The organism is Giesbergeria anulus, assembly GCF_900111115.1.
Lineage (GTDB): Bacteria > Pseudomonadota > Gammaproteobacteria > Burkholderiales > Burkholderiaceae_C > Simplicispira > Simplicispira anulus.
Genome location: NZ_FOGD01000005.1, coordinates 54,445 through 80,904 on the forward strand (window position 1 = coordinate 54,445; position 26,460 = coordinate 80,904).

A 26,460-nucleotide genomic window follows, 5' to 3' on the forward strand; every position below is an offset into this window, starting at 1 on the left:
CCCTATCACCCTGATGGGACAATCCGGGCATGGAATGGTTTGTAATAACGCTCGCTTCTGGGCTGGCCGGGTTTGTCGATGCCATCGTGGGCGGCGGTGGGCTGGTGCTGTTGCCCGCTCTGTTTGCCACCTTTGCCACGGCAGCACCTGCTACGCTGATGGGCACGAACAAAGGCGCGGCTATTTGGGGAACGGCTATTGCCAGTTGGCAATACAGCCAGCGGGTGCAACTGCGCTGGCCCACCCTGTTACCGGCAGCATTGGCTGGGTTTGTGGGTGCTTTTGCGGGGGCTTGGGCCGTCACGGTGCTGTCGCCCGATTTTTTGCGCAAACTGCTGCCGTTGGTACTGCTGGCCGTACTGGCCTACACCTTGGTCAAAAAAGACTTGGGCCAGCACCATGCTCCTCGGTTAGCCCCACGCGCCGAGTGGCTGACCGCCAGCCTGATCGGTGCCAGCCTAGGGTTTTACGATGGCTTTTTTGGGCCGGGCACCGGCAGCTTTTTGGTCTTTTTGTTGGTGCGCGTGCTTGGCTACGACTTTTTGAACGCTTCGGCCTCAGCCAAGGTGCTCAATGTCGCCACCAATATCGCGGCGCTGATTTTGTTTGCACTCAAAGGCCATGTCTGGTGGCATCTGGCCCTGCCACTGGCAGTAGCCAATGTGCTGGGCAGCCTGCTGGGCACTTGGATGGCCTTGCGCCACGGTGCGGGCTTTGTGCGCGGTATTTTTCTGGCCGTGGTCAGCGCGCTCATCCTCAAGACGGGCTATGACGCCTTTTTGCGCTAACGCGGGCCTTGGGGCAAGCTGATGTCAGCCACGGCACGGGGGGGGCCTACGGGGGCCATCGCTTGGCCTTTGCGCACTGCAATGATGTCTTCCTCGCTGGGGTATTCGCCCAGCAGCCAGTAATCAAACACGCGCCGGGCAATCGGCGCAGCTTGGGCACCACCAAAACCAGCGTTTTCTACAATCACGGCCAAGGCAATCTGCGGGTCATCGGCGGGGGCAAAAGCAATATACAGGGCGTGGTCGCGCTGGCGCTCTTGCAAACGGGCAGCGTTGTACTTGTCTTTTTGGCCAATGGTCACGGCTTGGGCGGTGCCAGTTTTCCCCCCCGACACATAACGTGCCCCCGCAAACACTCTGGTGGAGGTGCCGCCCTGCGTCACGCCCACCATCGCCCGCCGAATGGCATCAATATGGGCAGGCTTGTAGCCCAGTCGAACGGGCGACGGCTGCTCAATCGGGCGGCGCTCGCGCGTCACAGCATCAATGGTGGCCAGACCCAAGTGCGGGCGGTACTGGGTGCCACCATTAGACAGGGTGGCCGTGGCGTGGGCCAATTGCAGCATGGTGAAGTTGTTATAGCCTTGGCCAATCCCTAAAGAGATGGTTTCGCCCGCATACCATTTTTTGTGTTCTGGGCGGCGGTAGGTCTTGCGCTTCCACTCTTGGCTGGGCAGCACGCCGCGCAACTCGCCATTGAGGTCAATGCCCGTGATTTGGCCAAAGCCCAGCGGCTTCATGAAGTCGTGCATGGCATCGACGCCCATGTCGTTGGCCAGTTGGTAGTAATAGACGTTGCTCGATTGCACAATGCTGCGGTACAAATCTACCGCACCCAGCCCGTGATCGCCGTGGCTACGAAAGGTGTGACCGCCAAAAGTCCAAGAGCCACCATCATTGATGATGGTGCCCGGTGTGCGCTTGCCTGTCTCCAGCGCTGCCAGCCCCATAAAGGGTTTGTAGGTGGAGCCGGGCGGATAGGTGCCGCGCAAGGCTCGGTTGAGCAGCGGTTTGTCCAACGATTCGTTCAACGTAGCCCAATTTTCTTGGTCAATGCCCTCAACAAACAAGTTCGGGTCAAAGGTAGGCTTGCTCACTAGCGCCAACACTTCCCCATTACGCGGGTCGATGGCTACCAAGGCGCCCCGGCGATCGCCAAACAGCTCCTCAACCATCAGCTGCAACTTGATATCTAGCGTCAGCGCCACGGTGTGGCCCGGCGTAGCCGGAAAGCTATTGAGCCTGCGTACGGCCCGACCTCCAGCAGAAGTTTCCATTTGGTCTACGCCGGTGATGCCGTGCAATTGGCGCTCAAAGCTTTGCTCGATACCGAGCTTGCCGATGTATTCGGTGCCCCGGTAATTGGACTGCTCTTCCGACTCTTCGATGCGCTCTTTTTCTTTCTGGTTGATGCGGCCAATGTAGCCAATGGCATGGCTGGCCACATCGCCCAAGGGGTAGTTGCGAAACAGCCGCGCCTTCACATCCACGCCCGGAAAGCGGTAGCGCTGGGCAACAAAACGGGCCACCTCCTCATCGCTCAGGCGTGTGCGAATGGGCAGGGAGTCAAAGCTGCGCGACTCCTCGCGCAGGCGCTTAAAGCGGCGCTTGTCACGGGGGTGGATTTCCACCACCTCTGACAGGGCCTCGATGGTTTTTTCTAAATTTCCTGCATTAGACGGGGTAATCTCTAGCGTGTAAGCGGCATAGTTGGTAGCCAACACCACGCCATTGCGATCCAAAATTAAGCCCCGGTTGGGCACCACTGGCAACACGGCAGTGCGGTTGCTTTCGGCCTGCTCGGCCAGATCGGCATGGCGCACCACTTGCAAAAACACCAAGCGCCCCACCACCAACGAAAAAGCCAACAGCACCGCCAGCCCAACCACCACAATGCGCGCACGAAAACGTGCGCTGTCCATCTCAACGTTGCGCAGTTCAGTCATAGGGGACGGTTTGCATCCCGGTCGGGGGGCCGGCGCTGTGGTGCCAATAAAACCCAGCTGGCTACGGGCCAAAGCACAGCCTCTAATAAGGGGGCCACAGCCACCTCTAACCCCGGAAAGCCACCACCAGAGACAAAACGCACCAGCAGTTGCAACGCATGCACCGCTGCAAACAAGCCCAGCAACTGTGGGGCCTGTACCCAAGGCTTAAACCACAACAAACGCCGATGCCCCAAGCTGGTACCAAAAATCAGCGCAGCATAAGCCAAAGCATGTTGGCCTAACAAGGACGATTGCTGTACATCCATACACAAGCCCAACACAAAGGCTACACCCATGCCAATACGGTCGGGCTGATGGATACCCCAAAAAGCCAACAAAATCAGCAACACATCGGGCAGCCAGAGCAACTGCCCCAGTGGCAACATGTTCAGCACCAGCCCCACCAACAAGGTAATGGCAATGAACACCGGATTGGCTGGCAGCAACAACTGCTGCCCACGGGGCATGATCATCGCCGTACTCCCAACTTGGGGGACGCTGCCGGTTCTGGCGGCTGGCGTGTGGGCATATTGTCTACTGGGGTAATCAGGATGACATGACGCGCCCCCTCGACCTTGGCCAAGGGCTTGCAGTAAATGCGGGCAAAGGCCGAGTCGGCACGGCGCTCAACGCGTATCACCTTAGCCACTGGCAGCCCAGGCGGATAGACACCATCCAAACCGCTGGTAGAGAGCAAGTCGTCCTCTTGTACATCGGCATTAGCAGCCACAAAACGCAACTCCATACCCCCGCCGTGGCTGGCTACCGGGTCGCCATAGGCTACGCCACGCGCCCCGGTTCGAGTATTGAGCACTGGAATGGCCTGTTCACGGTCTACCAGCAGCGTGACCTCGCTCAGGAAAGGATAAACACGGGTGACTTGACCAAAGACGCCCGCCTCATCGAGCACTGGCGAGCCTTGCACCACCCCCTGGACTTGCCCTCGATCCACCACCACACGGCGGGTATAGGGGTCAGGGGTATCGTACAAAATCTGCGCCGCATGGGCGGGAGGGTCAAGCCGTACTTGCAAATCAAGCAATTTGCGCAGGCGCTCATTTTCTTGCAGCAGTTCTTGCGCTTGGTTGGCCCGCACCGACAAGCGCACTAACTGTTGGTGCGCCGCATCAGCCGCCGCTTGGGCCTGCTCCAGATTGTCAAAATAGCCTTCGCTGCGGCCAGCCCACTGCTTGGGCTGCAACAGCAACCACTGTATGGGATACAGCACCACCGCCACCGACTGGCGCAGAGGATCGGTGACGCGCCAGCGCGCATCAGCCACCATCAAAAACAACGCCAAAGCGCCGTAGAGAATGAGTTGAGACAAGGCCGAGGGGCCCTGCCGCATCAAGGAGGGCGCGCGGCGATCCAGAGTGCCAAGGGGCATGGGGACATCCGTTCAGGTGCAGCGCCTGCCAGTACAGGCTGGCGCACACACCAAAGAGGCCAAAACAACGGCCATCATGCTAATGCAAAGGGCTTGGCCCGCAACGCAGACCGGGCTTTCACTCGCTGGTAAAAATGCTGCCCGTGCGGCCCATGCGCTCCAGCGCAATGCCGCAGCCACGCACCACACAGGTCAAGGGGTCTTCGGCCACCAGCACCGGCAGGCCGGTTTCTTCGGCCAGCAGGCGATCCAAATCGCGCAGCAGTGCGCCACCGCCGGTCAGCATCATGCCGCGTTCGGCAATGTCAGCGCCCAATTCGGGCGGTGTTTGCTCCAGCGCGTTTTTGACGGCAGAAACAATTTGGTTGAGCGGCTCGGTCAGGGCTTCGAGCACCTCATTGGAAGAAATGGTAAAGCTGCGCGGCACGCCTTCTGACAGGTTGCGCCCACGCACTTCCATCTCTTTGACCTCGGAGCCAGGAAAGGCAGAACCGATGGTCTTTTTGATGGATTCAGCGGTAGGCTCACCAATCAACATGCCGTAGTTGCGGCGGATATAGCTGATGATGGCCTCATCAAACTTGTCACCGCCCACACGTACGCTGCCCTTGTAGACCATGCCGCCCAAGCTAATGACGCCCACTTCGGTGGTGCCGCCACCGATATCGACCACCATCGAGCCGGAGGCTTCTGACACCGGCAAACCGGCACCAATGCCAGCAGCCATAGGCTCTTCAATCAGATAAACAGCAGTGGCCCCAGCGGCTTCGGCGGCATCTTTGATGGCGCGGCGCTCTACTTGGGTGGAGCCACAGGGCACGCAAATGATGATGCGCGGGCTGGGTGTGAGCAGCGTGCGCGGATGCACCATCTTGATGAACTGCTTGATCATCTGCTCAGTGATAACAAAGTCGGCAATGACGCCGTCTTTCATTGGGCGGATGGCTTCAATGTTGCCGGGCACTTTGCCCAGCATGGCCTTGGCCTCGCGGCCTACGGCTTGAATCACTTTTTTGCCATGCGGGCCACCTTCGTGGCGGATAGCCACGACGGAGGGTTCATCCAGTACGATGCCTTTGTCGCGGGCAAAAATCAGGGTATTAGCGGTGCCAAGGTCAATGGCCAAGTCGGTGGAAAAATACCGACGGAAAGCTCCGAACATTCAAAAATCCTCTCGGGCACGGCAGGCGCTTCGGCCTACAGTCGCCGGCTGTTTGCGGGGTGTATATGGGGTCTAGAGTGGCTCTTTTTTGCACAATGACCGATGATGGGCAGGGTATCGCGGCAAAGGCGGGATAATACCGCATCCCCTGTAAATAGCTTGTTAAGCCCTTAAAAGCAAGTACAGGTTTACCTCTGGTTTCTGATTACGTTCTCGCTATGGCACTGACCCCCCAGGACATCAGCCGCATCGCCCATCTGGCCCGGCTTGAACTTAGCCCGCAAGAAGGCGAGCGTATGCTCACCCGACTCAACGGCTTTTTTGACATTGTGGAGCAAATGCGCGCCGTCGACACCACTGGCATCGAGCCGCTGGCCCATCCGGTAGCCGTCGTGCAAGACATCGCCCTGCGCCTGCGCGAGGATGTAGTGTCTGAAAGCAACCAGCGCGAGGCCAACCAGCGCAGCGCTCCGGCGGTAGAAAACGGCCTGTTTTTGGTGCCCAAAGTGATTGAGTAAGCCCACATGACCCTCTCCCACTCCCCCCTGCACGACCTGAGCGTCACGGCATTGGCTGCCGAACTGCGCCAGCAGCGCGTCAGCGCCACCGAAGTAGCCCAGCATTTTCTGGCCCGCAGCCACGCACACCAGCATCTGGGCGCTTATGTGGCCCTGAATGAAGAAGCCACGCTAGCCCAAGCCCGCGCTGCCGATGCCCGCTTGGCTGCTGGCACCGCTGGCCCGCTAGAGGGCGTGCCCATCGCCCACAAAGACATCTTTGTGACCCGCGATTTCCCGACCACCGCTGGCTCCAAAATGCTGGTGGGCTACCAGTCGCCATTTGATGCCACTGTGGTCAGCCGTTTGGCCCAAGCCGGTGCTGTCACCTTGGGCAAGCTCAATTGCGACGAGTTTGCAATGGGCTCGGCTAACGAGAACTCTGCCGTGGCCCCGGTGGGCTTTAACGCCCCCGCCCCGGTGCGCAACCCTTGGGACACCACGCGCGTGCCCGGCGGCTCCTCCGGTGGCAGCGCTGTGGCCGTGGCCGCACGACTGGCCCCCGCCGTGACCGGCACTGACACTGGTGGCTCCATCCGCCAACCGGCCTCGTTTTGCGGCATCACTGGCATCAAGCCTACCTATGGCCGCGCCAGCCGTTACGGCATGATCGCCTACGCCTCTAGTCTCGACCAAGCTGGCCCCATGGCCCGCAGCGCCGAAGACTGCGCCCTGTTGCTCTCGGCCATGTGCGGCCCCGACCTTGATCGCGACTCCACCAGCATCGACTTGCCCGCTGAAAACTTCAGCGCCCGCCTGAACGATAGCTTGGAGGGCCTGCGCATTGGTATCCCGGCTGAGTTCTTTGGCGAGGGCTTGGCCGCCGATGTGCGTGCTGCGGTGGATGCTGCGCTGAAAGAATACGAAAAGCTTGGTGCCAAGCTGGTGCCCATCAGCTTGCCACGCACTGAGCTGTCCATTCCGGTCTACTACATCATTGCCCCGGCCGAGGCCAGCTCCAATTTAAGCCGCTTTGATGGCGTGAAGTTTGGCCACCGCGCGCAAAACTTTACCGACCTCGAAGATATGTACAAAAAGACCCGCGCCGAAGGCTTTGGCGATGAGGTCAAGCGCCGCATCATGACCGGGGCCTATGTGCTATCGCACGGCTACTACGACGCCTACTATTTGCAGGCGCAAAAAATCCGCCGCATGATTGCCGACGACTTTCAGCAAGCCTTCCAGCAGTGTGATGTGATTGCTGGGCCAGTGGCCCCCAGCGTGGCTTGGAAGCTGGGTGAGCACAGCAGCGACCCGCTGGCCGACTATCTGGCCGACATCTTTACCCTGCCTGCCTCGCTGGCCGGTTTGCCCGGCATGAGCGTGCCCGTGGGCTTTGGCGAAGGCCAAATGCCAGTGGGTATGCAACTGATTGGCAACTATTTCCAAGAGGCGCGCCTGCTCAATGCAGCGCACTGCCTGCAACAAGCCACTGATTTTCACCTGCGCCAGCCAGAGGGTTTCTGACCGTGACTGCCAAACTCATCCAGGGCTACGAAGTCGTGATCGGCTTTGAAACCCACGCCCAACTTGCCACGAACAGCAAGATTTTTAGCCGCGCCAGCACCGCCTTTGGCGCTGAGCCCAACACCCAAGCCTGCGCCGTCGATTTGGCCTTGCCCGGCACACTGCCGGTGATGAACCGCAAAGCGGTGGAATGCGCTATTCAGCTTGGCTTGGCGCTAGGCTCGCAGATTGCACCGCGCAGCATCTTTGCGCGCAAAAACTACTTCTACCCCGACCTGCCCAAGGGCTACCAAATCAGCCAGTTTGAAATTCCGGTGGTGCAGGGTGGCGAGGTTTCATTCTTCCTCGGTGAAGAAAAGAAAACCGTGCGTTTGGTACGCGCCCACTTGGAAGAAGACGCGGGCAAATCGCTGCATGAAGACTTTATCGGCCAATCGGGCATTGACCTCAACCGCGCCGGTACGCCACTGCTGGAGATCGTGACCGAACCCGATATCCGCAGTACCGAAGAGGCCGTGGCTTACGCCAAAGAACTGCACAAGATCGTCACGTGGATTGGCATTTGTGATGGCAATATGCAAGAAGGCTCGTTCCGCTGCGATGCCAACGTCTCGGTGCGCAAACCCGGCCAGCCGCTGGGCACGCGCCGCGAGATCAAGAACCTGAACTCGTTCAAGTTCATGCAGCAGGCCATCGACTACGAAATCCGCTGGCAAATCGACCAGATCGAGGATGGCCACGCCATCCAACAAGCCACCGTGTTGTTCAACCCCGACACCGGCGAAACCCGTGCCATGCGCACCAAGGAAGACGCCGCAGACTATCGCTACTTCCCTGACCCCGATCTGCCGCCGCTGGTGGTAGCGCCAGAATGGGTGGAGCAGGTGCGCGCCGAGATGGTGGAGTTGCCGCGCGTTATGGCAGCCCGCTTTGTCGCCGACTACGGCCTGCCAGAGTACGACGCCACCACGTTGACGCAAAGCCAAGGCATGGCCGCTTATTTTGAAGAGACGGCCAAAGCCTGCGGCCAGCCCAAGTTGGCCTCTAACTGGGTGATGGGTGAGTTCTCCCGCAGAATGAATGCGGAGGAGCTTTCAATCGATCAAGCAATTAAAAAGGTTCGAGCTTCCGACCTAGGAGTAGTCATCAAACAAATTGTAGATGGTCAACTCTCCACTAGCGGCGCTAAGACCTTGTTCAATCACGTCTGGGAACGTGGGCTGCAATTTATTGCACCTGAAGGTATTAGCTCAATGATTGACCAGTTGGGCCTTCGTCAAATGAACGACTCTGGCGCACTAGAAAAAATCATCGACGAAGTCATTACCGCCAACCCCGCCAACGTCGAGCAATACCGCGCTGGTAAAGACAAAGCCTTTAACGCCTTGGTCGGTCAGGTGATGAAAGCAAGCAAGGGCAAAGCCAACCCGCAGCAGGTCAACGATCTACTCAAGGCCAAACTAGCCTGAGAATGGCTACTCCTGTCCCCCACGCTATGGCAAAGTAGCAAGGGGGCGAGGGGTCATGTAAACAGCGCCTGCGGGCACTGTGGGGGCCAGTGGTAGTACGCCTGCTTGGGTAGATGGGGGTAGCAGTGGCGCACGTTGGGTGGCCCACAGTTGGCGCAACTGGGCCAGTTCCAGATCAAAGCGTTGGTGGACGCGGCGTTTTTCTCGGTCTTGGTTGGCAATAAAGCGCTGCTGCTCTAGCATGCTGGCCTCGTTTTCTGCCAGCATCCTGCGCAGCGACATCGGTGCCTTAATGGGATCGCGGCGATAAAACTCCATCTCTAGGTCTAAGGCCTTACGCTGCTCTTGCAGATCTTGAATACGCTTACTCGCCGCCACACTGACCAGATCAAGCTGCACAATGGCTTCGGTGCGTTCAGCATCGTGGGTGGCTTGGCTTGGATAGCGGGCCAACAGGGCGCGCTCGCGGCGGCGTTCTTCGGCCTGTTGGGCACGCTCTTCTTGTTCCTTGCGCCGTTGTGCCTCTAAGGCCGTACGCTCATACTCGGTCAGGGTCGGGCCAATCACCCGGCGCACGGTGCCTAACGGACTTAACTCCCGCTGCTCGCGGTCTATGCATTGGGGAATGGGCCGGTCGGCGGTAAGACGCCGCCCTTGGGCGTCAATACAGCTGTAAATACCGGCCACATTGGGGGCCAGGGCTTGCGCCCAAGCCCACGGAGCACAGCCACTTGCCAACATGGCCCATAGCACTGCACGCAGCACAGGGGTGCCTCTGGGCAAGTGTGTGCGCAAGTTCAATCGGACGCTCCTTCAGTAACACCATAGCGCTGGCGGTAAGCTAAGACTCGCTCGTGGTGGCTGGCCATATCGGAGCCACCACCGGCTTGCAGATATTGCAACAAGTCGGCCAACTGGGCAATGGTGCAGACTTGTAAACCGAGCTGGTCACGCACATACTGCACGGCACTGTGATCTACATCATGCCCATTCTCTGTGGCTTTTTCTTGGCGATCTAAAGCGATGGCTACTGCGTAGGGCGTAGCACCGGCGGACTGGATCAGGGCAATGGATTCGCGCACTGCAGTGCCAGCAGACATCACATCATCGACAATCAACACCCGCCCACGCAAGGGGGCACCTACCAGCGTGCCGCCTTCGCCGTGGTTTTTGGCTTCTTTGCGGTTGTAAGCAAAGGGCACGTTGCGGCCTTCGCGGGCCAGCTCCACTGCCACAGTGGCGGCCAGCGGAATGCCCTTGTAAGCCGGGCCAAACACCATATCAAACTCGATGCCGCTGGCCAAAATGGCCTTTGCATAAAATTGCGCCAGACGGCTCATTTTGGCGCCATCGTCAAACAACCCAGCATTGAAGAAGTACGGGCTGAGGCGTCCGGCCTTGGTCTTGAACTCGCCAAAGCGCAACACGCCCGCCTCCACTGCAAAGCCCACAAACTCTTGTGCCAGAAGGCCCTTGTCTTGCGCCTGGGCGCTACCAACCACCATGGGAAATTCCTTGTTCAAGTTAACCAGCCTCAATCTCAATGGCCTGCGTTCGGCCACCCGCAAGGGCCTAGAAGCATGGATAGCCGCCCTGCGTGCTGATTGTATTTGCGTGCAGGAAATCAAAGCGCAAGCCGCTGATGTGCAAGGCCAGCTCGACCACTTGGCCGGATTGCAGGGGTATTTTCACTATGCTGAGAAAAAAGGCTACTCTGGCGTAGGCATTTACACCCGGCACGAACCCAGCGAGGTACGCATCGGCTATGGCGACCCAGAATTTGACGCAGAAGGCCGTTGCATTGAGTTGCGCTTTGACACACCTGCACACAAATTTTCCATTTTGAGCGTGTACTTTCCTAGCGGCTCCAGCAGCGAGGAGCGCCAACAAGCCAAGTTCCGCTTTTTGGCGAGCTTTCATCCGCACCTGATGCGCTTGCGTGCTGAGCGCGAGTTCATTTTGTGCGGTGATGTCAACATCGCCCACCAGCCCATCGACCTGAAAAACTGGAAAGGCAACCTGAAAAACAGCGGTTTTCTGCCCGAAGAGCGCGCTTGGATGACAGATTTGCTAGAGCGCGATGGGCTGGTGGATGTGTACCGCCACCTGCACCCCGACACTACGGGCGAAGCCTATACGTGGTGGAGCAACCGGGGGCAGGCTTGGGCTAACAATGTGGGGTGGCGCATTGATTACCAGTTGGCAACTGCCGCGCTGGCGGCGCAGGCACACGCCGCCAGCGTTTACAAAGAGCAACGCTTTAGCGACCATGCGCCGCTGACGGTGGAGTATGGCTTCTCGCTGTAAGTCAGAGGTACGAAATCACCGCTTGCGCTGGCAATCGAGACTTGGGCAGTGTCGCGTTAAAGTCTTCGCTGCTGTGGTATCCCAAGCTGGCGATGATGACACTGCGCAAACCTTTGGCACTTAAGCCCAGTTCTTCATCAAGCACTTGGGCGTCAAAGCCTTCCATGGGGCAGGCATCAATCTCCAGCGTGGCAGCGCCCAGCAGCAAGGTGCCGAAAGCCAAATAAAGTTGCTTGTCCATCCAGACTTGTACATCCTTGGCCTGCTCCACATGCTGCTGGACATAGAAGCTGCGCGCCTTGTGCTGCCCCGCCTTGGCCTCTGGGGTGGCAAATCGCCCATCTTGCCCTTCCTGCTCCAAGACTGCCGAGAGATGCTGCTCATCCAAGGCGTGGCGGGTACAAAAAACAATGACATGCGAGGCATTCGTGATCTTTGGCGCGTTGTAGGCAAACCCACCTTGCGTGGCGTTGGCGATGCGCGCCTTGCCTTCTTCTGTACTGGCGATCAAAAAATGCCACGGCTGTGAGTTGACCGACGAGGGCGCATAACGCAACAGGGTTTCAAGCTCTGCAAAGGTATCGGCAGGAATCTTGCGGGCTGGGTCAAAGGCTTTGCTGGTGTAGCGGGTCTTGGCAATATCGGAGAGGCGCATGGTGTTGTTTCCTTAAAGAGGGAGCAAAATGATTTGAGACGTATCTTGCCGCTGGTTTTATCTAAGAGGTTGCATCAGCCTTGGGCAACGCCACGTAACGCGGCCAGTAATTCCAGCGCTACCAGATGCGAAGACTGGGGATTCTGGCCGGTAATTAACTGGCCGTCGCGGATAGCGAAGGGCTGCCAGTTGGCCGCGCCCTCAAACTTTCCACCCAGTTGACGCAAACGGGTTTCCAACAAGAAAGGCACCACTGTCTCCAAACCCACGGCAACTTCTTCGGCGTCGGTGAACGCGTTGACACGCAAGCCCTTCACGATGGACTGACCATCCGGGCGCAGGGCCGTGACCAAACCGGCAGCTCCGTGGCAAACCGAGGCAATCAGCTTGCGTGCAGCAAAGGCGCGCTCGACCGCGCGGGTGACGCCAGCATCATGGGGCAAATCCCACATCGTGCCGTGACCACCAGGAAAAAATACAGCGTCAAACTGCGCGCCATCCCAATCGGCGGCCTTGGATGTGGCCGCGATGCGTGCTTGCAATGCGGCATCGGCCAAAAAGCGTTCGACCACTGGGTCGTTCTCGCCCATGGGCTTGAGGCTGCCCGGATCGATGGGTGTCGGGCCACCAGCGGGCGAAGCCAAGGTTACTTCAACGCCAGCGTCCACCAGCGCGTAGTACGGGACAGCCAACTCCTCAGCCCACAAGCCAGTGGGTTTGCCGGTGTCGCCTAGGCGGGCATTGGAGGTAACGATCATCAGAATGCGGGGAGTCATGTAGTGTTCTTTCAGTCGGTCGAACGTCAACGTAGTGCGATACAAGGACTATATTGACTCCCTTGCTGTTGACAAATAGGTCTGATGGAACAACTTTGATTACTCTAATGAACAAATGAGCCGAACTTTTGATCCTGTGCAGCTAGGCAGCATCGAGCTGTTTTGCAAAGCTGCCGAACTGGGCAGCTTTACGGCGGCAGCCGAGTTATTGGGCGTGACACCGGCATCGGTGAGCCGCTCCATCAGCCGACTAGAGACGCGCTTGGGCGTGCGGCTGTTCACCCGCACCACGCGCAGCGTACGGCTTACCAGCGACGGCGCGCTCTATCACACTCAATGCCAACAGGCGCTGGAGCAGATTGCCGAGGCCGAGCGTGCCATCACCGGCCAGCAAAGTGAGCCTAAGGGGCTATTGCGCATCAGTGTGGGCACGGTCTACGGACACCACCGGCTGGTACCACTGTTGCCTGCCTTTATGGCGGCTTACCCCGGCGTGGAGGTGGAGCTGAACGTTTCTAACCGCAATATCGACTTCGTCGCCGATGGCTACGACTTGGCCATCCGCTTAGGCGAGCCACGCGATTCGCGGTTGGTAGCCCGCAAACTGGAAGACGCCAGCGTGGGCGTTTTTGGCGCGCCAGAATACCTCAAACGCCACGGTAAGCCCCAAACACTCGAAGAGCTGCATCAACACGATCTGATCCAGTTTCTGCGTCCCAGCACAGGGCGGCCTGTACCTTGGATCTTTCGTGGGGCCAACGGTGAGGATATTGATTTCACGTTCAAGAGCCGCCGACGTGTGCACGAGGACGTGTTAGCGGGATTGGGCTGGGCCATCGCGGGCGGGGGCCTGTTTCAGCTTTACCACTTTGTGGCAGACGAGGCGTTGCGGTCTGGGCAACTTGTGGAGGTTATGCAAGCAGCAGGTGGTAGATGCAGGCCGTTTTATGTTTTGTATCCGCAGAACCGGCACTTGTCTGCACGGGTACGTGCCTTTGTTGATTACCTTGCCAAAGCTGCGGTTCGGCCATCAAACCGGTGCGTAGGCAGTAGCTGAGCTACTGGGCCAAACAGTCAGCACTTCACATCCCTCAGGTGTGACAGCCACCATGTGTTCCCACTGGGCGGACAAAGACCGGTCTTTGGTCACGACTGTCCATCCGTCGGCCAATTCTTTCGTTTCGCATCGGCCTGCGTTAAGCATTGGCTCAATGGTGAAAACCATTCCTACCTCCAGCTGAAGCCCTTCTCCGCGCCGCCCATAGTGCAGCACTTGCGGCTTATCGTGGTAAACCTGACCAATACCATGCCCAGAGTATTCCCGCACTACGCTGAAATGCTCGCGTTGAGCAACCGCTTGGATGGCATGGCCAATATCACCCAACGTCGCTCCGGGCCTAACCTGCCCAATGGCAGCCAGCAAGGCTTCGTATGTTGTATTTACCAAGCGCCGAGCCAAGGTGCTCGGTGCTCCAACAAAGTACATACGGCTGGTGTCGCCAAACCAACCATCCTTCATCACAGCCACATCAATGTTGAGGATGTCACCCTTTTTTAAAATTTTGGCGGGTGAAGGGATGCCATGACAAACCACCTGATTGACCGAGGTAAGGATGGTCTTGGGATATCCAAGATACCCCACATTGGCAGGAATGGCCCCTTGGACATTCACGATGTGATCGTGGCAGATTCGGTCAAGCGTCTCGGTGCTTACCCCCGGCACCACATGTGCCTCTATCATGCTCAAAACCTCTGCGGCCAACTGACCAGCCCGCCGCGCCATTTGGATGTTTTGGGCGGAGTGAATGGGAATACCGCGAGCCATTAGTGCTTTTCTGTGGAGGGTGCGCTGGGCGTGCCAAGCTGGCCCGTAACCGCCATCGTGATGTCTAGGCCCCCGGCAAGCTCAGCCCGTATCAACCATTGGCAGATTTCCCGGTGGTTTAACTCCGGGTGCATCTCGGTCAGCATACCAACCCGCATCCAGTGCTCTGCCTGCGCATTGATAGACCGGCTCAGGGCGTTGCCCGCCACGCGTAAGTTCTCGTGCATCAGATCTGAAATTTTGACGATCCCCATCAGCAACCTTTATATGAAACGTATATATATTATATACAAATCATATAAATTTATGCGATCCCGATAGCTGCGCGTGCCGCTGAGTTGGGGGCAACTCTCCAGCGCTTGGGCAGCGCTACGGCACCAGACAAACTGGTAAGGTTGCGCTCCATGACATTGACACCTACTTTTCAACCTTCTGCTGGCCTGTTGCAGGCCGCTTATGCCCATTGCGTGGGCCTTGCCAATGCCCTGCTGGCCCGTGATGGCCGACTCGATCCTGCGCTGTTTCTGGTCGGACAACCCACCCAAGGGCAGGATTTCCAGAGTTGCCGCATGGCCGGGGCTGGTGTGCAGGCCATGCGCAATTTTCATGCGTCTGACGAGGCGCTGGGCAAGTTGCCCGCGTTTATACGGGCCAGCTTGACGCCATCGAGCCGCGAGTACGCTACGTTGCTGCCGCAGATTGGCCCGGTGGTGCTGGCCCTGCATCTGTTTCCGGCAGCTCTGGCGTTGCAAGAGCAAGCCGCTCCGGTAGAGGGCAGCACCCCCTTGGTGCATCCAGATGGCCGCCAAGAGTATTTGGTGGCTGCCTTCCACACCAGCCACGGCATTGATATGGCCCTGTGCCCGCTGCTACGCGATGGTAACGGCCAAATCGCGGCGCAAACCGTGCCGCTAGAGCTGCTGCACAGCCTGCCCCAGTCCGCCTAAAGCTTCACGAACGGCTGGCCCACAACCCGGCATGGTGCCCGCGCGTAAAGGCTTCTTCTAGCACCGAGTAGCCTGACCAGTCGCTGTGGGCAAAGGCCAAGCGGGCGGTGGCGGGCATGGGTAGCAGCACCGTGCGTTCTCCGTTCACACGGGCGCTGCTTTGGCCCGCTGGCAGGGGCTGGCTGCACTGGCGCAGCAACTGCTGCGTACCGGGCACCGGAATACTCATAGCGTGGCCGTAACGGGTGATGTCCATGCGCAGGGCGCGCTGGCGCAAGTCGGGGTGTGGCACATCTAAGGTGTGCAAGATGGCATCACGCCAGTGCGTCCATGGGCGTTGCGCCAGTTGGGCACGGCCATCGGGCAGATCACCCAAGGCTTGATAGTAACTAAGCACGGTGGGAGCCGGGCGCGGGTCTAGGCGCTGGTGGCCCGCATCCACATAGCCCAGCCCGCCAGCGTTGGCATCGCCATAAAGCACGTTGTCCCAAGCCGGGGCAGCGCCGGGGCGGTCTTGCAGTGGTGACTCTAGGTGGATATTGGCGACCAGCCACGGTGCCCAGCGCAAGCCTTGGGCAGCGTGGCGTAAAAAATTGGGTGGCTGCTGCACCACCTTAGCGGCCATAAACACCGGCAGCGCGACAATGCAGCGCTGCGCCTGCCAACGCTCCACGGCTTGCGTGGCATGGTTCCACGCATCGACCTGCACGGCGTGACGCCCTTCTTCGATGCGCAGTACTGAAGTGGCGGTGTGCAATAAGCCACTGGTGTGCAACGGTGCCGCCAGCCGCTGGGTGATCCAGCCATTGCCTTCGGGCCAAGTGAGCACACCTTCGCGCTCGGCCCCGGCACTATCATCCGGCGCATGAAAGCCATGCCGACTGGCAAAGTAGTGGATGCCCGCCCAAGCCGAGACCCGTGCCGTGCCCCCGCCATAGTCGTCGCGGCAACAATAATCGAGGTACCAGCGTAAATGCGGGTCGTTAAGCCCCTGCTGCGCTAGCCATTGGGCAAAGGGTAGAGCATCGAGTTGCTGGTGGATGGGGTGCAAAGGCTGGTGCGCCCGCCATGTCTTGAGGGCAGGCATGGCAAAGCGTGCTTGTTGGCTGATGCTCTCTACCGCTTGGGCAAACTGGCGGTATTGGGCCAGCGTGCTGGCCGCTACGTCTTGCACCGGCAGCAGGCCCTCTTGCCAGCCTCCCTGAAAAAACAGCCGTTCTTGTGGGCTGTGGCACAAGTGGCGCTCGTCGTATTGCCAACGCCCGGCCACACGCTGGCGCAGGCCCAGCGCTTCCAGCAGGTCTTGCACTTCTTGGGCATCGTCGCCGGGCAGCGGCAGGTAGTGAGCACCCAACGGACAGGCGATACCGCCCACGGTGCCGCCCCGGCTGTTGCCGCCGGGCTGGTCTTCTAGTTCAAGCATCGCAAAATCTGTGATGCCAGCCAGCCGCAGCGCACGCGCTGCCGCTAACCCAGCCATGCCGCCCCCAGCAATCAACACTTGGGTGCGGCGCACGGTGCTGGGTGTGGGCAGGGGAGCACTCAAACGCTCGCGCAGCGCATGGCCACGCTGCATGTCCACGCCGGTAAAACCACCGGGCAACTGCACGGGTGTGGGCTGGCAACCTGCCAGCCCGGTGCCCGCCAAGGCGGTACTGGCGATAAAGTGACGCCGCTGCATGGCGGTGCTCAGTCGGCCCAGCGCTGTTGGATTTCCAGCAATTGGGGCACCAGCGCTACAAACAAGGGCACTAGTACCGGGTCAAAGTGTTGGCCCGCTTGGGCTTGGATATGGGCCAGCGTATCTTGAAGGCTCCAAGGCTCTTTATAGGGGCGTCGGGCAGTGAGGGCATCAAACACATCGGCCAGCGCGACGATGCGCGCCTCTATCGGAATCGCCTCGCCGGCCAAGCCACGCGGATAGCCACTGCCATCCCACTTTTCATGGTGGCTAAGGGCAATGGAATGGGCCAGTTGCAGCAGCCCACCGGGGTGCTCACCAATAATCTTAGCGCCGATATCGGGGTGGCTGCGCATCACGTCCCACTCTTGGGCATCGAGCTTGCCGGGCTTGCGCAAGATGGCGTCGGGGATGCCAATTTTGCCCACATCGTGCATGGGGGCGGCATTGAGCAAGTCTTCGGCCCAAGCCGGGCTGTAGCCAGCGGCCAGCGCCAGTTGCTGGGCAAAGTGGCTCATTCGGATGACGTGCATCCCGGTCTCGTTGTCTTTGTACTCCGCCGCGCGGCCTAGGCGTTGCACAATTTGCAAGCGCGTTTCGCGCAGCTCGTCTATGTGTACCAGCGACAGATGCGTGCGCACGCGGGCGCGTACCACCGGGCCACTGATGGGTTTGATGATGTAGTCCACTGCGCCCATCTCTAGCCCACGCGCTTCGTCGTCGTGGTCGGTCAGGGCAGTGATAAAAATGATCGGAATAGTGGCGGTGCAAGGGTCTTGCTTGAGGGCCCGGCAGACACCGTGGCCATCCAGCTGGGGCATCATCACGTCCAGCAAGATCAGGTCGGGGTGCTGCTGGCGGGCAATCTCTAGGGCGCGGGTGCCATCGGTGGCAAACAGCAAACGGTAGTCGGTCTGCAATAGGTGTCGCAGCACTTGCAGATTGGTCGGTTCATCATCGACCAGCAACAGGCGCGGACGGTGGTCTGGAGCGGGGTTCATGGGGTTACTTCCTCGGTGGCATGCGCTAGTTGTACCCGCAGAGTGTCCAAGCAGCGCTGAGCTTGGTCAAAATCAAAATGGTCAATGGCCCGTTGCAGCGGCTCTAGCATCAGGGCGGGCAGCAATTGGACTAAGGTTTGTAGCGGTGCTTCAGACAGCTCGGCTTGGGCTAGAGCGGTACGCAACTGCTCTAGTGCCTGCAATACCTGTGCCTGTTGCTGCACATCCAGCGGGCTGGCCGTAGCCGAGAGATCGGGAGTGGGCGCTGCAGCCTGCTGGAGCGCTTGGGCCGCTGCCATCAGCGTTTCAGGCAAGGCCAGCGCCAGCGCTTGGGCGCGCGGGGCATCGGCCTGCTGCGCAGCCTGCTCTAGTTGCTGGGCCAGACGGTGCAAGGGCAGCAAGGCCAAATTGCCAGCAGCCCCGCCAAAACGATGGGCCGTAGCCAGCAGGCCCGCCCAGTCTTGCTGGGCCAGCAGCGCCAATACGGTGGCTGGGGTATTTTGCTGCTCTTGCAAGAAGCGCTCTAGCGCGTGGCGCAGCACATCCATGCGCGTCCACAGGCGCAGTCCCCTCTCCCAATCGATGGCCGGTTCGGTGCCCACAGCGGCCAGCAGCAGAGGCGACGGTGCCACCACCACCGGGTTAGACACTGGACGAATACCAAGCACACGGGCCATTTCTGTTTGCAGGCGCACGGGTTCTAACGGCTTGTCGGCAAAGCCATCCATGCCAGCGGCCAGAGCGTTACGCCGGTCTTGCTCTAGCACGCTGGCCGACAGGGCAATGATGGGCACTGGGCGGCGCTGCTGCGCCTGCTCAAAGGCACGGATACGCCGCGTGGCTTGCAGCCCATCTACGCCGGGCATTTGCAAATCCATCAGCACCAAATCAAACTGGCCTTGCATGAACTGCGCCACAGCCTCTTCACCGCCATGAGCTAAAGTGACTTGGTGGTTACTGCGCGCCAAAGTCAGTTGCAGCAGCTCCAAGTTGTGCGCTATATCGTCTGCGGCCAAGATGTGCAGCGGGCGCAAGCTGCTGCCTTGTGCCACCGGGGCTGGGGCGCTGGTTTTGCCCAGCGGCAGCGGCAGGTGCACCTTGAAGGTGCTACCTTGGCCCAAGGTACTGACCACGCTGATGCTGCCCTGCATCAGCTCGCTAAGTTGGCGCGAAATCGTGGTGCCCAACCCGGTGCCACCAAAGCGGCGCGTGGTGGAGGCATCGGCTTGCGCAAAGGGAGCAAAAATGCGCTCTAGCTTATCGGGGGCAATACCAATGCCGGTATCTTGCACCTCTAGGCCCAGCACACCATCGTGGTAAACCACATGCAGCGTCACGTGGCCCTGCTCGGTAAACTTGATGGCATTGCCCAGCAGGTTGACCAAAATTTGCTGCACGCGCAGTGCATCGCCATGCAACATATCGGGAACGCTGTTGGGATAGTCCAGCACCAGCGCCAACCCTTTGCTCTGGGCGTTGATGCGCAACGAAGCCAAAATTTGCGCGCACAGCTCGCGCAATGAAAAATCGGTCAACTCCAGCTCTACTGCGCCCTTTTCGAGCTTGGCGGTATCCAAAATATCATTGAGCAAGCGCAACATAGAGCGCGCCGCATGGTGTACCGTGCCCAAGTGCCGCCGCTGCTCTGCATCCAGTGGCGAGTCTTGCAACGCCTGCGTAAAGCCAATGATGGCATTCATGGGAGTGCGGATTTCGTGGCTCATATTGGCCAAAAACATACTGCGTGCCGCCGCTGCCTGTTCAGCCCGCTCCTTGGCTTGGCGCAATTCCTGCTCCATCGCCCGGCGCAGGCTCAGGTCGGTAACAAACTTCACGATCTTGAACGGCTGGCCTTCGGCGTCAAAAATCGGGTTGTAAGTAGCATAAATCCAAACTTGGCGACCATTCTTGCCCAAGCGCGAAAACTCGCCTGTGGCAATATCGCCACCCGCCAAGCGCGCCCACAAAGCCCCATAGGAGGGGTCTTGCACATAGTCTGGAGTGCAAAACATGCGGTGGTGCTGGCCCACGATCTCCGCCAGAGAGTAGCCGGTCAAGTTCAAGAAATTGGGGTTGGCTGTCAGTACCCGGCCTTGCAAGTCAAACTCCACCACCGCTTGCGAGCGCGACATGGCCCGCACGGTGCTTTCAAACTCGGCATTACGGGCATGTTGGGTGGTGGTATCGAGCAGCACGCCATCCACCCATTGGACTTTGCCACAGCTATCGCTCACGCCCCGACCTGTGCCCGAGACCCAACGCAACGAGCCGTCGCGGTGGCGCAGTCGGTATTCCACCTGGAAAGCCTGCCCTTGCAAGATAGCTTGGCGTGCCGTAGCTTGTACGGTGGGCAGATCTTGCGCAACGATCAGTGCGGCAAGGCGGATGCGTCCGGCCAAAAAGTCAGCGGCAGGCCAGCCCGTCAATACTTGGATGGCATCGCTGATAAACAGCAGGCTCCAATCGACGTCCAACCGGGCACGAAACGTCACACCAGGAATGTTGCGGAGAAGCGAGCGAAACTTCTCCTCACTCTCACGCAGCGAGGCTTCTACGGCACGGCGCTGGCGGATATCGCTTAAAAAGCCCACAAACAACGGTGGCCCCGGCAACTGCACCCGGCCCACTCCCAAACGGATCGGCACCAAAGTGCCATCCTTGTGCAGCGCTTCTACCTCGCGCCCAAAACCAATGATGTGCTCTTCGCCAGTGCGTAGATGGTGGCGCAGGTAGCCATCATGGGCGCTGTGGTACGGCTCAGGCATCAGCATGTGGATATTGCGCCCCAGCACCTCAGCAGCCATCCAGCCCAAAATACGCTCGGCGGCACTGTTGTAGGACTGCACGATGCCCTGCCCATCCATCATGATGACGCCATCGATGGCAGTGTCCATCACCGCGCGCAGGCGCGAGCTGCTGCGCTGCGCCTCTAAAAATAGCTGCCGAAAACGTAGCCCCACATTGATAGCCACCACCAGCGCCCCAGCAAACACCGTAACCACCGCTACGGCCAACGCCAACAACAACTGGCTGCTCTGGTTGCCAGAGACAGGCATATCCATCGCACTACTGGTAAAGCGCAAGGCATTCATGCCGGTGTAGTGCATGGCCGAGATCGCTAACCCCATCACCGCACCAGCGAGCAAATTACTTTGCCAAAGCGGCCAGCACAACTGGCGTTGCAGCCCAAAGTGGGCCCATAGCGCCACCACCGCCAGCAGCACAGCCAGCACAATCGACAGGGCAAAGCCCCAAGGGTCATAGCGCATCAGCGGGGCTATCTCTGAAGCGGCCATGCCCAAATAGTGCATGGTGCCAATGCCTGCCCCCACCACCACACCGCCCCCCACCAACATCCGCCCACTCAGCTGTGGGCGTGTCAGCAGTGCCAGTGCAGCCCAAGAGGCCAGCAGACCGGGCAACATAGACAGCAGGGTTTGTAGGGCATCAAACTGCCCGCGTGCGCACACTGCAAAAGCCAGCATACCCACAAAGTGCATCCCCCAGATGCCGCCCCCCAACGCCAGCGCACCGGTCAGCAGGGCAATGTGCCGTACAGCGCCACTTTGGGCGTGTTGCGCGAGCACGGCCATGTGCAGCGCCATCACCGATGCCAAAACAGCCAGCAGGATAGACAGAGCCACCAAACGCGGATCATGCTGCTGCCACAGCAACACCGGGCTGTCTGCACCGCTCAAGAAAAACGCATCAAACATGACAATCGCCCTCAATGTCCTACCTGCCCCCATTCCTGCTCGTAGGTATGCACCAGCACTTGGTTAGACAAGCGGTTGACCTCGACCGGCACACGCGCCATATCCAGCGGAAAATCGCGCAATAGCTCCAGCGTGGGCAAGCTCAGAAATTGCAGGCCCGGCGGCAGCGCTTCGGGCTGATGCCAAGGCCGGCGGCTGGCAATCACAAACCCCCATTCGCCAAAGCTGGGCACGTGGGCATGGTAGGGCATGGTTTGCAATCCCACCGATTCAATGGTTTGCACCACCGTCCAGAAGCTGCGCCGCGCTACCAACGGCGAGGTGGTTTGCACCACGGCATAGCCGCTGGCCGATAGGCGCTGCTCTAGCAGGGCATAAAAACTATTTGTGTAGAGTTTGCCAATCGCAAAGTTAGTAGGGTCAGGAAAGTCCACCACGATCACATCAAACATCTCTGCCGTGTCTTGGAGCCACTGAAAGGCATCGGTGTTGATGACCTTGACTTTGGGGTCGCTCAAGGCGTGGCTGTTGAGCTGCGCTAGGGTTTCGTGCTCGGTAAACAGCCGCGTCATGGCCGGGTCTAGCTCCACCAACGTGACCGATTGCACCGAAGGGTATTTAAGGATCTCGCGCACTGCCATGCCATCGCCACCGCCCAGCACCGCCACATTGCGCGGGCCGCCGTGGGCCGCCATGGCAGGATGCACCAGCGCCTCGTGGTAGCGGTACTCATCGCGCTGGGCAAATTGCAGATTGCCATTGAGGAACAGCCGGTGCCCGGCTTTGCCATGCGTGACCACAATGCGCTGGTAGGGCGAGGCGGCGCTAAAAACAATCCGGTCTTGGTAAAACTTGTCTTCGGCAAAGGTGGTGATGTGATCGGCTCCTAACAGGGCGGCCAGCAAGGCCAACAGCACCAGCGCACAGGCCAAGGCATGGGCCGCCAAATGGCGCAGTTCATGGCGAAACAGCCACAAGGCCCACAGCCCCACAGCAGCGTTAAGCAAGCCAAACAGCAGCCCAGTGCGAATCAGGCCCAAGTGCGGCACCAACAACAGCGGAAAGGCCAGCGACACCGCCAGCGCCCCCAAATAATCAAAGGTGAGCACCTGCGAGACCAAATCCTTCAGGGCCACGTTGCGCTTGAGAATGCGCATGACCAGCGGAATCTCCAGCCCCACCAGCGTGCCCACCAACAGCACCAAACCGTACAGTAGCAAACGAAACGCCCCCGGCACATAGGCATTGGCCAGAAACAGCACGGCAGGCAAGCTGCCCCCCACCAGCGCCACCAGCAGCTCAATGCGCAAAAAGTGGGCAGGCAATTGGCGCTCCAAGTAGCGCGACAGCCAAGAACCTACCCCCATCGCAAACAGATAGGTGCCAATGATGGTGGAAAACTGCAACACCGAATCGCCCAGCAGATACGACGCCAGCGCCCCGGCGGCCAGCTCGTACAGCAGCCCGCAAGCGGCCACCACAAACACGCTGGCCAGCAGGGCAATGTCAATGGGGCGGGGGGCGGTATGGGGGGGGGTGTTGGAGGTCATCCGGTTTTTTGCGCTAGATTATGGCCAACTAATACCAACATGGGGCCCCGTGCAGATCCACATTGCAGACCTTGAGGCAGCCATCAACCATTGGCGCACCTTGCAACCCACCATGCAGGGCGGGCCATTGCCAGCAGCCGTGCAGGCGCTGGCACAGGTGTATGGCACGCTGGCACTCACACGCCAGCAGGGCATCGAAGAAACGGCACTGCCTCCAGCAGCCCACAGCGCATGGCTGGCTTGGTACGCCACCACCCCCGATACCCCGTGCATCGCCATTTGCTCTACCAGCCAAGGAGATGAAGAATGCAAGGGTTGTGGCCGCAGCTTTGCCGAAGTGCAGCACTGGCTGGCCTTTAGCCCCGCACAAAAGCGCGCAGTGTGGCGACGCATTGTGGCCCAAGGCACGGCATGGCGCTTTAACCGCTATGCCGAGCGAGCCGTCAGTGCGGGGTGATTCACTTCCAGCGCAACGGCTCCAGAGGCACACTGCCCAAGTTGCTGCTCAAGGTAATCGAGCCTTCTTGGATCGTGGCTTGCAACTGCATACTGCGCTCGGCCAGCCGAGCCAGCTCTTGCGCAGCCTCAAAATCAATGCGCCAGACCTGCAACTTTTCTAGCCGCGACAGTTTGGTCTCAATGCCCTTCCACCAGACATCGGCGGCATGGTGAAAGGCATACACCACCACCGCATCGGCCTTGCTGCACGCTTTGGTCAGGGGTTTGTCTTCGGGTTGGCCCACTTCGATCCACAGGCGTTTGCGGCCCGTAAAGTCGGTGAGGGAGGCGTCTGGGTCGTCGGGGTCAGACAGACCCGCGCCAAAGGCCAAGGTGCCGTCGCCGTTGCAGGTGTCTTGCAATTCGTGGGCGTGCAGGGCCAGCGCCACCAAGCGCACCATCATGCGCTCGTCGGTCTCGCTGGGGTGACGCGCCAACGTCAGGGCATGGTCGGCGTAGTAGCCGTGGTCAATATCGGCGATTTGCAAATTCGCCTTAAAAATGGTGGACTTGAGGGCCATATCCGCTTTAGATGCGCCGCGCCAGTTCAGCCGCCTTGCCCACATAGCTGGCAGGCGTCATGGCGAGCAGGCGGTCTTTGTCCGCTTGCGGAATCTCTAGCCCTTGGATCAGGCCATGCAGGGCCTCTGCGGTCACGGTTTTGCCGCGCGTCACTTCTTTGAGCTTTTCGTAAGCGCCTTGCACACCATAGCGGCGCATCACCGTTTGGATGGGTTCGGCCAGCACTTCCCAAGCACCATCCAGGTCTTGCTGCAAGCGCTCTTCGTTGAGTTCGAGCTTGTTCAGGCCCGTGAGCAGCGAGGTATAGGCCAAAGCGGCATAACCCAACGCTACGCCAATATTGCGCAGCACGGTGCTATCGGTCAGATCGCGCTGCCAGCGGCTAATAGGCAACTTTTCTGACAAGTGGCGCAACAGCGCATTGGCCAAGCCGAAGTTGCCTTCAGCGTTTTCAAAGTCAATCGGGTTGACCTTGTGCGGCATGGTGGAGGAGCCAATCTCACCCGCTTTGAGGCGCTGCTTAAAGTAGCCCAAGCTCACGTAGCCCCAAATGTCGCGCGACAGGTCGATGAGGATGGTGTTGGCACGTGCCACGGCATCAAACAGCTCGGCCATGTAGTCGTGCGGCTCAATTTGGATGCTATAGGGCTGGAAGGTCAGGCCCAAGCCCAGTGGCTCAGGGGTTTCAATGACCTTCTTGCTAAAGGCTTCCCAGTCAAAATCGGGCCAAGCCGACAAGTGGGCGTTGTAGTTGCCCACCGCACCGTTCATCTTGCCCAAAATTTTGACGTTGGCAATACGATCGACGGCAATTTGCAGGCGTGCCACCACGTTGGCCAGCTCTTTGCCCACGGTGGTGGGGCTGGCCGTTTGGCCGTGGGTGCGACTGAGCATAGGCACATCAGCGTAAAGCAGCGCCATTTCGCGCAGCTTGAGCACAATGCGATCTAGCCCCGGCTGCACTACTTGGTCGCGGCCAGAGCGGATTTGCAGGGCATGGCTGGTGTTGTTGATGTCTTCGCTGGTGCAGGCAAAGTGGACAAATTCTGCCGCTTTTTCTAGCTCTGGGCGGGCTTCAAACTTGGACTTGATCCAGTATTCCACCGCCTTGACGTCGTGGTTGGTAGTTTTTTCAAAGTCTTTGATGGCGGCGCAATCGGCTTCCGAGAAGTTTTTGACTAGATTGATCAGGTACGAGCGCGCACCGGGCGTGAGGGGCTTGAACTCATCAAAGCCCGCATCAGACAGCGCGATAAACCAAGCCACTTCCACTTGCACACGGCGGTGCATGTAGCCGTATTCGCTCATGATGGGGCGCAGGGTGGAGAGTTTGGCGGCGTAACGGCCATCCAATGGCGACAGGGCGGTAAGGGTCGAGAGGCTCATGGAACCAGATTGTAGGGCGCTGTGGCCACACGATGGGCACAGCGTCGATAGAATGGACAATCTTGCTTTTGCTATGCCAGCGCGTTCTGCCCCAATACCCATGAAGATGAAACTGATCGGATCGACCACCAGCCCCTACGTGCGCAAAGTGCGCGTGGTGATGGCCGAAAAAAGGCTCGACTACACCTTCGTACCGGAGAACGTCTGGGCATCCGATAGCAATATCGCTGCCATCAACCCACTGGGCAAGGTGCCTTGCTTGGTAATGGAGGGTGGCGACACCATTTTTGATTCGCGCGTGATTGTGGAGTATTTGGATGCGCTCTCGCCGGTGGGCAAGCTCATCCCCAGCACCGGGCGCGAACGCGCTGAAATCAAAACCTGGGAGGCCTTGGCTGATGGCATGCTCGATGCAGCCATTTTGGTACGCCTAGAAAACACCTTTGTGGGCCGAAGCCAGTCCCAGCGCAGCCCAGCATGGATTGAGCGCCAAATGGGCAAGGTCAATGCCAGTCTGTATACCCTGGCCAAGGGGCTAGGCGAGAAGCCATATTACGGCGGCATCCACTCTGGTTTGGCCGACATCGCCGTGGGCTGTGCGCTGGGTTGGCTGGCGTTTCGCTTTCCAGAACTCGATTGGCGTGGGCAATACCCCCACTTGGCGCGTTTGCATGACAAGTTGATGCAGCGCCCCAGTTTTGCTGAGACGCAGCCGATAGACTGACAATTGCCAACCAATGGCGTATAAAGAGAGGCGCTGGTCACGCCAGTGATCCAC

25 protein-coding genes are annotated in these 26,460 nt (G+C 59.3%); 9 read left to right on the plus strand and 16 right to left on the minus strand.

Annotated features, from left to right (window positions below; translation table 11 throughout):
* Positions 1-29: 29 nt before the first annotated feature.
* Complete coding sequence (locus BMX55_RS09365) at positions 30-788, plus strand: sulfite exporter TauE/SafE family protein (RefSeq protein WP_091456445.1); 759 nt, start codon at positions 30-32, stop codon at positions 786-788.
* Here the strand turns inward: BMX55_RS09365 and mrdA are convergent.
* From mrdA to BMX55_RS09385, 4 genes are all read right to left on the minus strand, one after another.
* Positions 785-2,734: a penicillin-binding protein 2 gene (mrdA, locus tag BMX55_RS09370; RefSeq protein ID WP_091456449.1), complete on the minus strand. Its 1,950-nt coding sequence runs from the start codon at positions 2,732-2,734 to the stop codon at positions 785-787. The two genes, BMX55_RS09365 and mrdA, sit on opposite strands and share 4 nt — an antisense overlap.
* Positions 2,731-3,249, minus strand: a complete 519-nt coding sequence (mreD, locus tag BMX55_RS09375; RefSeq protein WP_091456453.1) for a rod shape-determining protein MreD — start codon at positions 3,247-3,249, stop codon at positions 2,731-2,733. Before mreD ends, mrdA begins: the two co-directional genes overlap by 4 nt.
* The gene (mreC, locus tag BMX55_RS09380; RefSeq protein ID WP_091456457.1) at positions 3,246-4,163 is read right to left on the minus strand and encodes a rod shape-determining protein MreC; all 918 of its coding nucleotides are present in this window, start codon (positions 4,161-4,163) and stop codon (positions 3,246-3,248) included. The genes mreD and mreC overlap by 4 nt, the downstream gene beginning before the upstream one ends.
* A gap of 118 nt (positions 4,164-4,281) precedes the next feature.
* Positions 4,282-5,325, minus strand: coding sequence for a rod shape-determining protein (locus BMX55_RS09385; protein ID WP_091456459.1), 1,044 nt, complete (start codon positions 5,323-5,325; stop codon positions 4,282-4,284).
* A gap of 218 nt (positions 5,326-5,543) precedes the next feature.
* Between BMX55_RS09385 and gatC the strand changes: the two genes are divergently transcribed.
* Genes gatC through gatB form a run of 3 tightly spaced genes read left to right on the plus strand, consistent with a single transcriptional unit; the run spans position 5,544 to position 8,818 of the window.
* A complete protein-coding gene (gene gatC, locus BMX55_RS09390) occupies positions 5,544-5,843 on the plus strand; it encodes an Asp-tRNA(Asn)/Glu-tRNA(Gln) amidotransferase subunit GatC (protein ID WP_091456463.1) in 300 nt (99 codons plus the stop codon).
* Positions 5,844-5,849: 6 nt separating this feature from the next.
* Positions 5,850-7,349 carry an Asp-tRNA(Asn)/Glu-tRNA(Gln) amidotransferase subunit GatA gene (gatA, locus tag BMX55_RS09395; RefSeq protein ID WP_091456467.1) on the plus strand — a complete coding sequence of 500 codons (1,500 nt, stop codon included), beginning with the start codon at positions 5,850-5,852 and terminating at the stop codon, positions 7,347-7,349.
* Positions 7,350-7,351: 2 nt separating this feature from the next.
* On the plus strand, positions 7,352-8,818 hold the full coding sequence (gatB, locus tag BMX55_RS09400; RefSeq protein ID WP_091456471.1) for an Asp-tRNA(Asn)/Glu-tRNA(Gln) amidotransferase subunit GatB: 1,467 nt from the start codon (positions 7,352-7,354) through the stop codon (positions 8,816-8,818).
* A gap of 24 nt (positions 8,819-8,842) precedes the next feature.
* Here gatB and BMX55_RS09405 read toward each other — a convergent pair whose 3' ends face one another.
* Together BMX55_RS09405 and pyrE are read right to left on the minus strand one after the other, a co-directional pair.
* Positions 8,843-9,559: a DUF4124 domain-containing protein gene (locus tag BMX55_RS09405; protein WP_245751367.1), complete on the minus strand. Its 717-nt coding sequence runs from the start codon at positions 9,557-9,559 to the stop codon at positions 8,843-8,845.
* 56 nt (positions 9,560-9,615) lie between these two features.
* The gene (pyrE, locus tag BMX55_RS09410; RefSeq protein ID WP_091456474.1) at positions 9,616-10,323 is read right to left on the minus strand and encodes an orotate phosphoribosyltransferase; all 708 of its coding nucleotides are present in this window, start codon (positions 10,321-10,323) and stop codon (positions 9,616-9,618) included.
* Between the two features lie 10 nt (positions 10,324-10,333).
* Between pyrE and BMX55_RS09415 the strand changes: the two genes are divergently transcribed.
* Positions 10,334-11,125 carry an exodeoxyribonuclease III gene (locus tag BMX55_RS09415; protein ID WP_091456786.1) on the plus strand — a complete coding sequence of 264 codons (792 nt, stop codon included), beginning with the start codon at positions 10,334-10,336 and terminating at the stop codon, positions 11,123-11,125.
* A gap of 1 nt (position 11,126) precedes the next feature.
* On the opposite strand, the gene nfsB is transcribed toward BMX55_RS09415, so the two are convergent.
* Together nfsB and BMX55_RS09425 are read right to left on the minus strand one after the other, a co-directional pair.
* Positions 11,127-11,780, minus strand: a complete 654-nt coding sequence (gene nfsB / locus BMX55_RS09420; protein WP_091456476.1) for an oxygen-insensitive NAD(P)H nitroreductase — start codon at positions 11,778-11,780, stop codon at positions 11,127-11,129.
* Positions 11,781-11,854: 74 nt separating this feature from the next.
* Entirely contained in the window at positions 11,855-12,556 is a 702-nt protein-coding gene (locus BMX55_RS09425) for a type 1 glutamine amidotransferase domain-containing protein (RefSeq protein WP_091456480.1), read from the minus strand.
* Between the two features lie 115 nt (positions 12,557-12,671).
* Between BMX55_RS09425 and BMX55_RS09430 the strand changes: the two genes are divergently transcribed.
* Positions 12,672-13,613, plus strand: a complete 942-nt coding sequence (locus BMX55_RS09430; RefSeq protein WP_091456483.1) for a LysR family transcriptional regulator — start codon at positions 12,672-12,674, stop codon at positions 13,611-13,613.
* Here BMX55_RS09430 and map read toward each other — a convergent pair.
* The gene (gene map, locus BMX55_RS09435; protein ID WP_091456487.1) at positions 13,587-14,381 is read right to left on the minus strand and encodes a type I methionyl aminopeptidase; all 795 of its coding nucleotides are present in this window, start codon (positions 14,379-14,381) and stop codon (positions 13,587-13,589) included. The two genes, BMX55_RS09430 and map, sit on opposite strands and share 27 nt — an antisense overlap.
* Complete coding sequence (locus BMX55_RS09440; RefSeq protein WP_091456789.1) at positions 14,381-14,635, minus strand: ParD-like family protein; 255 nt, start codon at positions 14,633-14,635, stop codon at positions 14,381-14,383. The genes map and BMX55_RS09440 overlap by 1 nt, the downstream gene beginning before the upstream one ends.
* A gap of 150 nt (positions 14,636-14,785) precedes the next feature.
* On the opposite strand from BMX55_RS09440, the gene BMX55_RS09445 reads away from it, so the two are divergent.
* Positions 14,786-15,328 carry a hypothetical protein gene (locus BMX55_RS09445; RefSeq protein ID WP_143059612.1) on the plus strand — a complete coding sequence of 181 codons (543 nt, stop codon included), beginning with the start codon at positions 14,786-14,788 and terminating at the stop codon, positions 15,326-15,328.
* A 4-nt stretch (positions 15,329-15,332) separates the two neighbouring features.
* Here the strand turns inward: BMX55_RS09445 and BMX55_RS09450 are convergent, their stop codons facing one another.
* From BMX55_RS09450 to BMX55_RS09465, 4 genes are read right to left on the minus strand one after another with little or no spacing between them, the layout of a single operon-like run.
* Positions 15,333-17,009, minus strand: a complete 1,677-nt coding sequence (locus BMX55_RS09450) for an FAD-dependent oxidoreductase (RefSeq protein ID WP_091456494.1) — start codon at positions 17,007-17,009, stop codon at positions 15,333-15,335.
* Between the two features lie 8 nt (positions 17,010-17,017).
* Positions 17,018-18,010, minus strand: a complete 993-nt coding sequence (locus tag BMX55_RS09455) for a response regulator (protein ID WP_091456497.1) — start codon at positions 18,008-18,010, stop codon at positions 17,018-17,020.
* Positions 18,007-21,726 (minus strand): PAS domain S-box protein, encoded by a 3,720-nt coding sequence (locus BMX55_RS09460; RefSeq protein WP_091456499.1) that lies wholly within the window; start codon positions 21,724-21,726, stop codon positions 18,007-18,009. Before BMX55_RS09460 ends, BMX55_RS09455 begins: the two co-directional genes overlap by 4 nt.
* Positions 21,727-21,737: 11 nt before the next feature.
* Entirely contained in the window at positions 21,738-23,276 is a 1,539-nt protein-coding gene (locus BMX55_RS09465; RefSeq protein ID WP_091456502.1) for a polyamine aminopropyltransferase, read from the minus strand.
* A gap of 49 nt (positions 23,277-23,325) precedes the next feature.
* On the opposite strand from BMX55_RS09465, the gene BMX55_RS09470 reads away from it, so the two are divergent.
* Positions 23,326-23,733, plus strand: a complete 408-nt coding sequence (locus tag BMX55_RS09470; protein ID WP_245751358.1) for a DUF3717 domain-containing protein — start codon at positions 23,326-23,328, stop codon at positions 23,731-23,733.
* A gap of 1 nt (position 23,734) precedes the next feature.
* Here BMX55_RS09470 and BMX55_RS09475 read toward each other — a convergent pair whose 3' ends face one another.
* Together BMX55_RS09475 and purB are read right to left on the minus strand one after the other, a co-directional pair.
* Complete coding sequence (locus tag BMX55_RS09475) at positions 23,735-24,295, minus strand: YaeQ family protein (protein ID WP_091456507.1); 561 nt, start codon at positions 24,293-24,295, stop codon at positions 23,735-23,737.
* Between the two features lie 7 nt (positions 24,296-24,302).
* On the minus strand, positions 24,303-25,682 hold the full coding sequence (gene purB, locus BMX55_RS09480; RefSeq protein WP_091456510.1) for an adenylosuccinate lyase: 1,380 nt from the start codon (positions 25,680-25,682) through the stop codon (positions 24,303-24,305).
* Positions 25,683-25,788: 106 nt separating this feature from the next.
* On the opposite strand from purB, the gene BMX55_RS09485 reads away from it, so the two are divergent.
* Positions 25,789-26,406, plus strand: a complete 618-nt coding sequence (locus BMX55_RS09485; protein ID WP_091456792.1) for a glutathione S-transferase N-terminal domain-containing protein — start codon at positions 25,789-25,791, stop codon at positions 26,404-26,406.
* Positions 26,407-26,460 lie beyond the last annotated feature (54 nt).

Excerpts from the sequence above, each read along its gene's own strand:
- BMX55_RS09430 (WP_091456483.1), top strand. The coding sequence starts at position 12,672 with ATGAGCCGAACTTTTGATCCTGTGCAGCTAGGCAGCATCGAGCTGTTT.
- BMX55_RS09440 (WP_091456789.1), bottom strand. The coding sequence starts at position 14,635 with ATGGGGATCGTCAAAATTTCAGATCTGATGCACGAGAACTTACGCGTG.
- BMX55_RS09485 (WP_091456792.1), top strand. The coding sequence starts at position 25,789 with ATGAAACTGATCGGATCGACCACCAGCCCCTACGTGCGCAAAGTGCGC.
- map (WP_091456487.1), bottom strand. The coding sequence starts at position 14,381 with ATGGCTCGCGGTATTCCCATTCACTCCGCCCAAAACATCCAAATGGCG.
- BMX55_RS09365 (WP_091456445.1), top strand. The coding sequence starts at position 30 with ATGGAATGGTTTGTAATAACGCTCGCTTCTGGGCTGGCCGGGTTTGTC.
- BMX55_RS09465 (WP_091456502.1), bottom strand. The coding sequence starts at position 23,276 with ATGACCTCCAACACCCCCCCCCATACCGCCCCCCGCCCCATTGACATT.
- BMX55_RS09455 (WP_091456497.1), bottom strand. The coding sequence starts at position 18,010 with ATGAACCCCGCTCCAGACCACCGTCCGCGCCTGTTGCTGGTCGATGAT.
- gatA (WP_091456467.1), top strand. The coding sequence starts at position 5,850 with ATGACCCTCTCCCACTCCCCCCTGCACGACCTGAGCGTCACGGCATTG.
- BMX55_RS09445 (WP_143059612.1), top strand. The coding sequence starts at position 14,786 with ATGACATTGACACCTACTTTTCAACCTTCTGCTGGCCTGTTGCAGGCC.
- mreC (WP_091456457.1), bottom strand. The coding sequence starts at position 4,163 with ATGCCCCTTGGCACTCTGGATCGCCGCGCGCCCTCCTTGATGCGGCAG.
- purB (WP_091456510.1), bottom strand. The coding sequence starts at position 25,682 with ATGAGCCTCTCGACCCTTACCGCCCTGTCGCCATTGGATGGCCGTTAC.
- mrdA (WP_091456449.1), bottom strand. The coding sequence starts at position 2,734 with ATGACTGAACTGCGCAACGTTGAGATGGACAGCGCACGTTTTCGTGCG.
- mreD (WP_091456453.1), bottom strand. The coding sequence starts at position 3,249 with ATGATCATGCCCCGTGGGCAGCAGTTGTTGCTGCCAGCCAATCCGGTG.
- pyrE (WP_091456474.1), bottom strand. The coding sequence starts at position 10,323 with ATGGTGGTTGGTAGCGCCCAGGCGCAAGACAAGGGCCTTCTGGCACAA.
- BMX55_RS09385 (WP_091456459.1), bottom strand. The coding sequence starts at position 5,325 with ATGTTCGGAGCTTTCCGTCGGTATTTTTCCACCGACTTGGCCATTGAC.
- BMX55_RS09425 (WP_091456480.1), bottom strand. The coding sequence starts at position 12,556 with ATGACTCCCCGCATTCTGATGATCGTTACCTCCAATGCCCGCCTAGGC.
- gatC (WP_091456463.1), top strand. The coding sequence starts at position 5,544 with ATGGCACTGACCCCCCAGGACATCAGCCGCATCGCCCATCTGGCCCGG.
- BMX55_RS09460 (WP_091456499.1), bottom strand. The coding sequence starts at position 21,726 with ATGTTTGATGCGTTTTTCTTGAGCGGTGCAGACAGCCCGGTGTTGCTG.
- BMX55_RS09405 (WP_245751367.1), bottom strand. The coding sequence starts at position 9,559 with ATGTTGGCAAGTGGCTGTGCTCCGTGGGCTTGGGCGCAAGCCCTGGCC.
- nfsB (WP_091456476.1), bottom strand. The coding sequence starts at position 11,780 with ATGCGCCTCTCCGATATTGCCAAGACCCGCTACACCAGCAAAGCCTTT.
- BMX55_RS09450 (WP_091456494.1), bottom strand. The coding sequence starts at position 17,009 with ATGCAGCGGCGTCACTTTATCGCCAGTACCGCCTTGGCGGGCACCGGG.
- BMX55_RS09475 (WP_091456507.1), bottom strand. The coding sequence starts at position 24,295 with ATGGCCCTCAAGTCCACCATTTTTAAGGCGAATTTGCAAATCGCCGAT.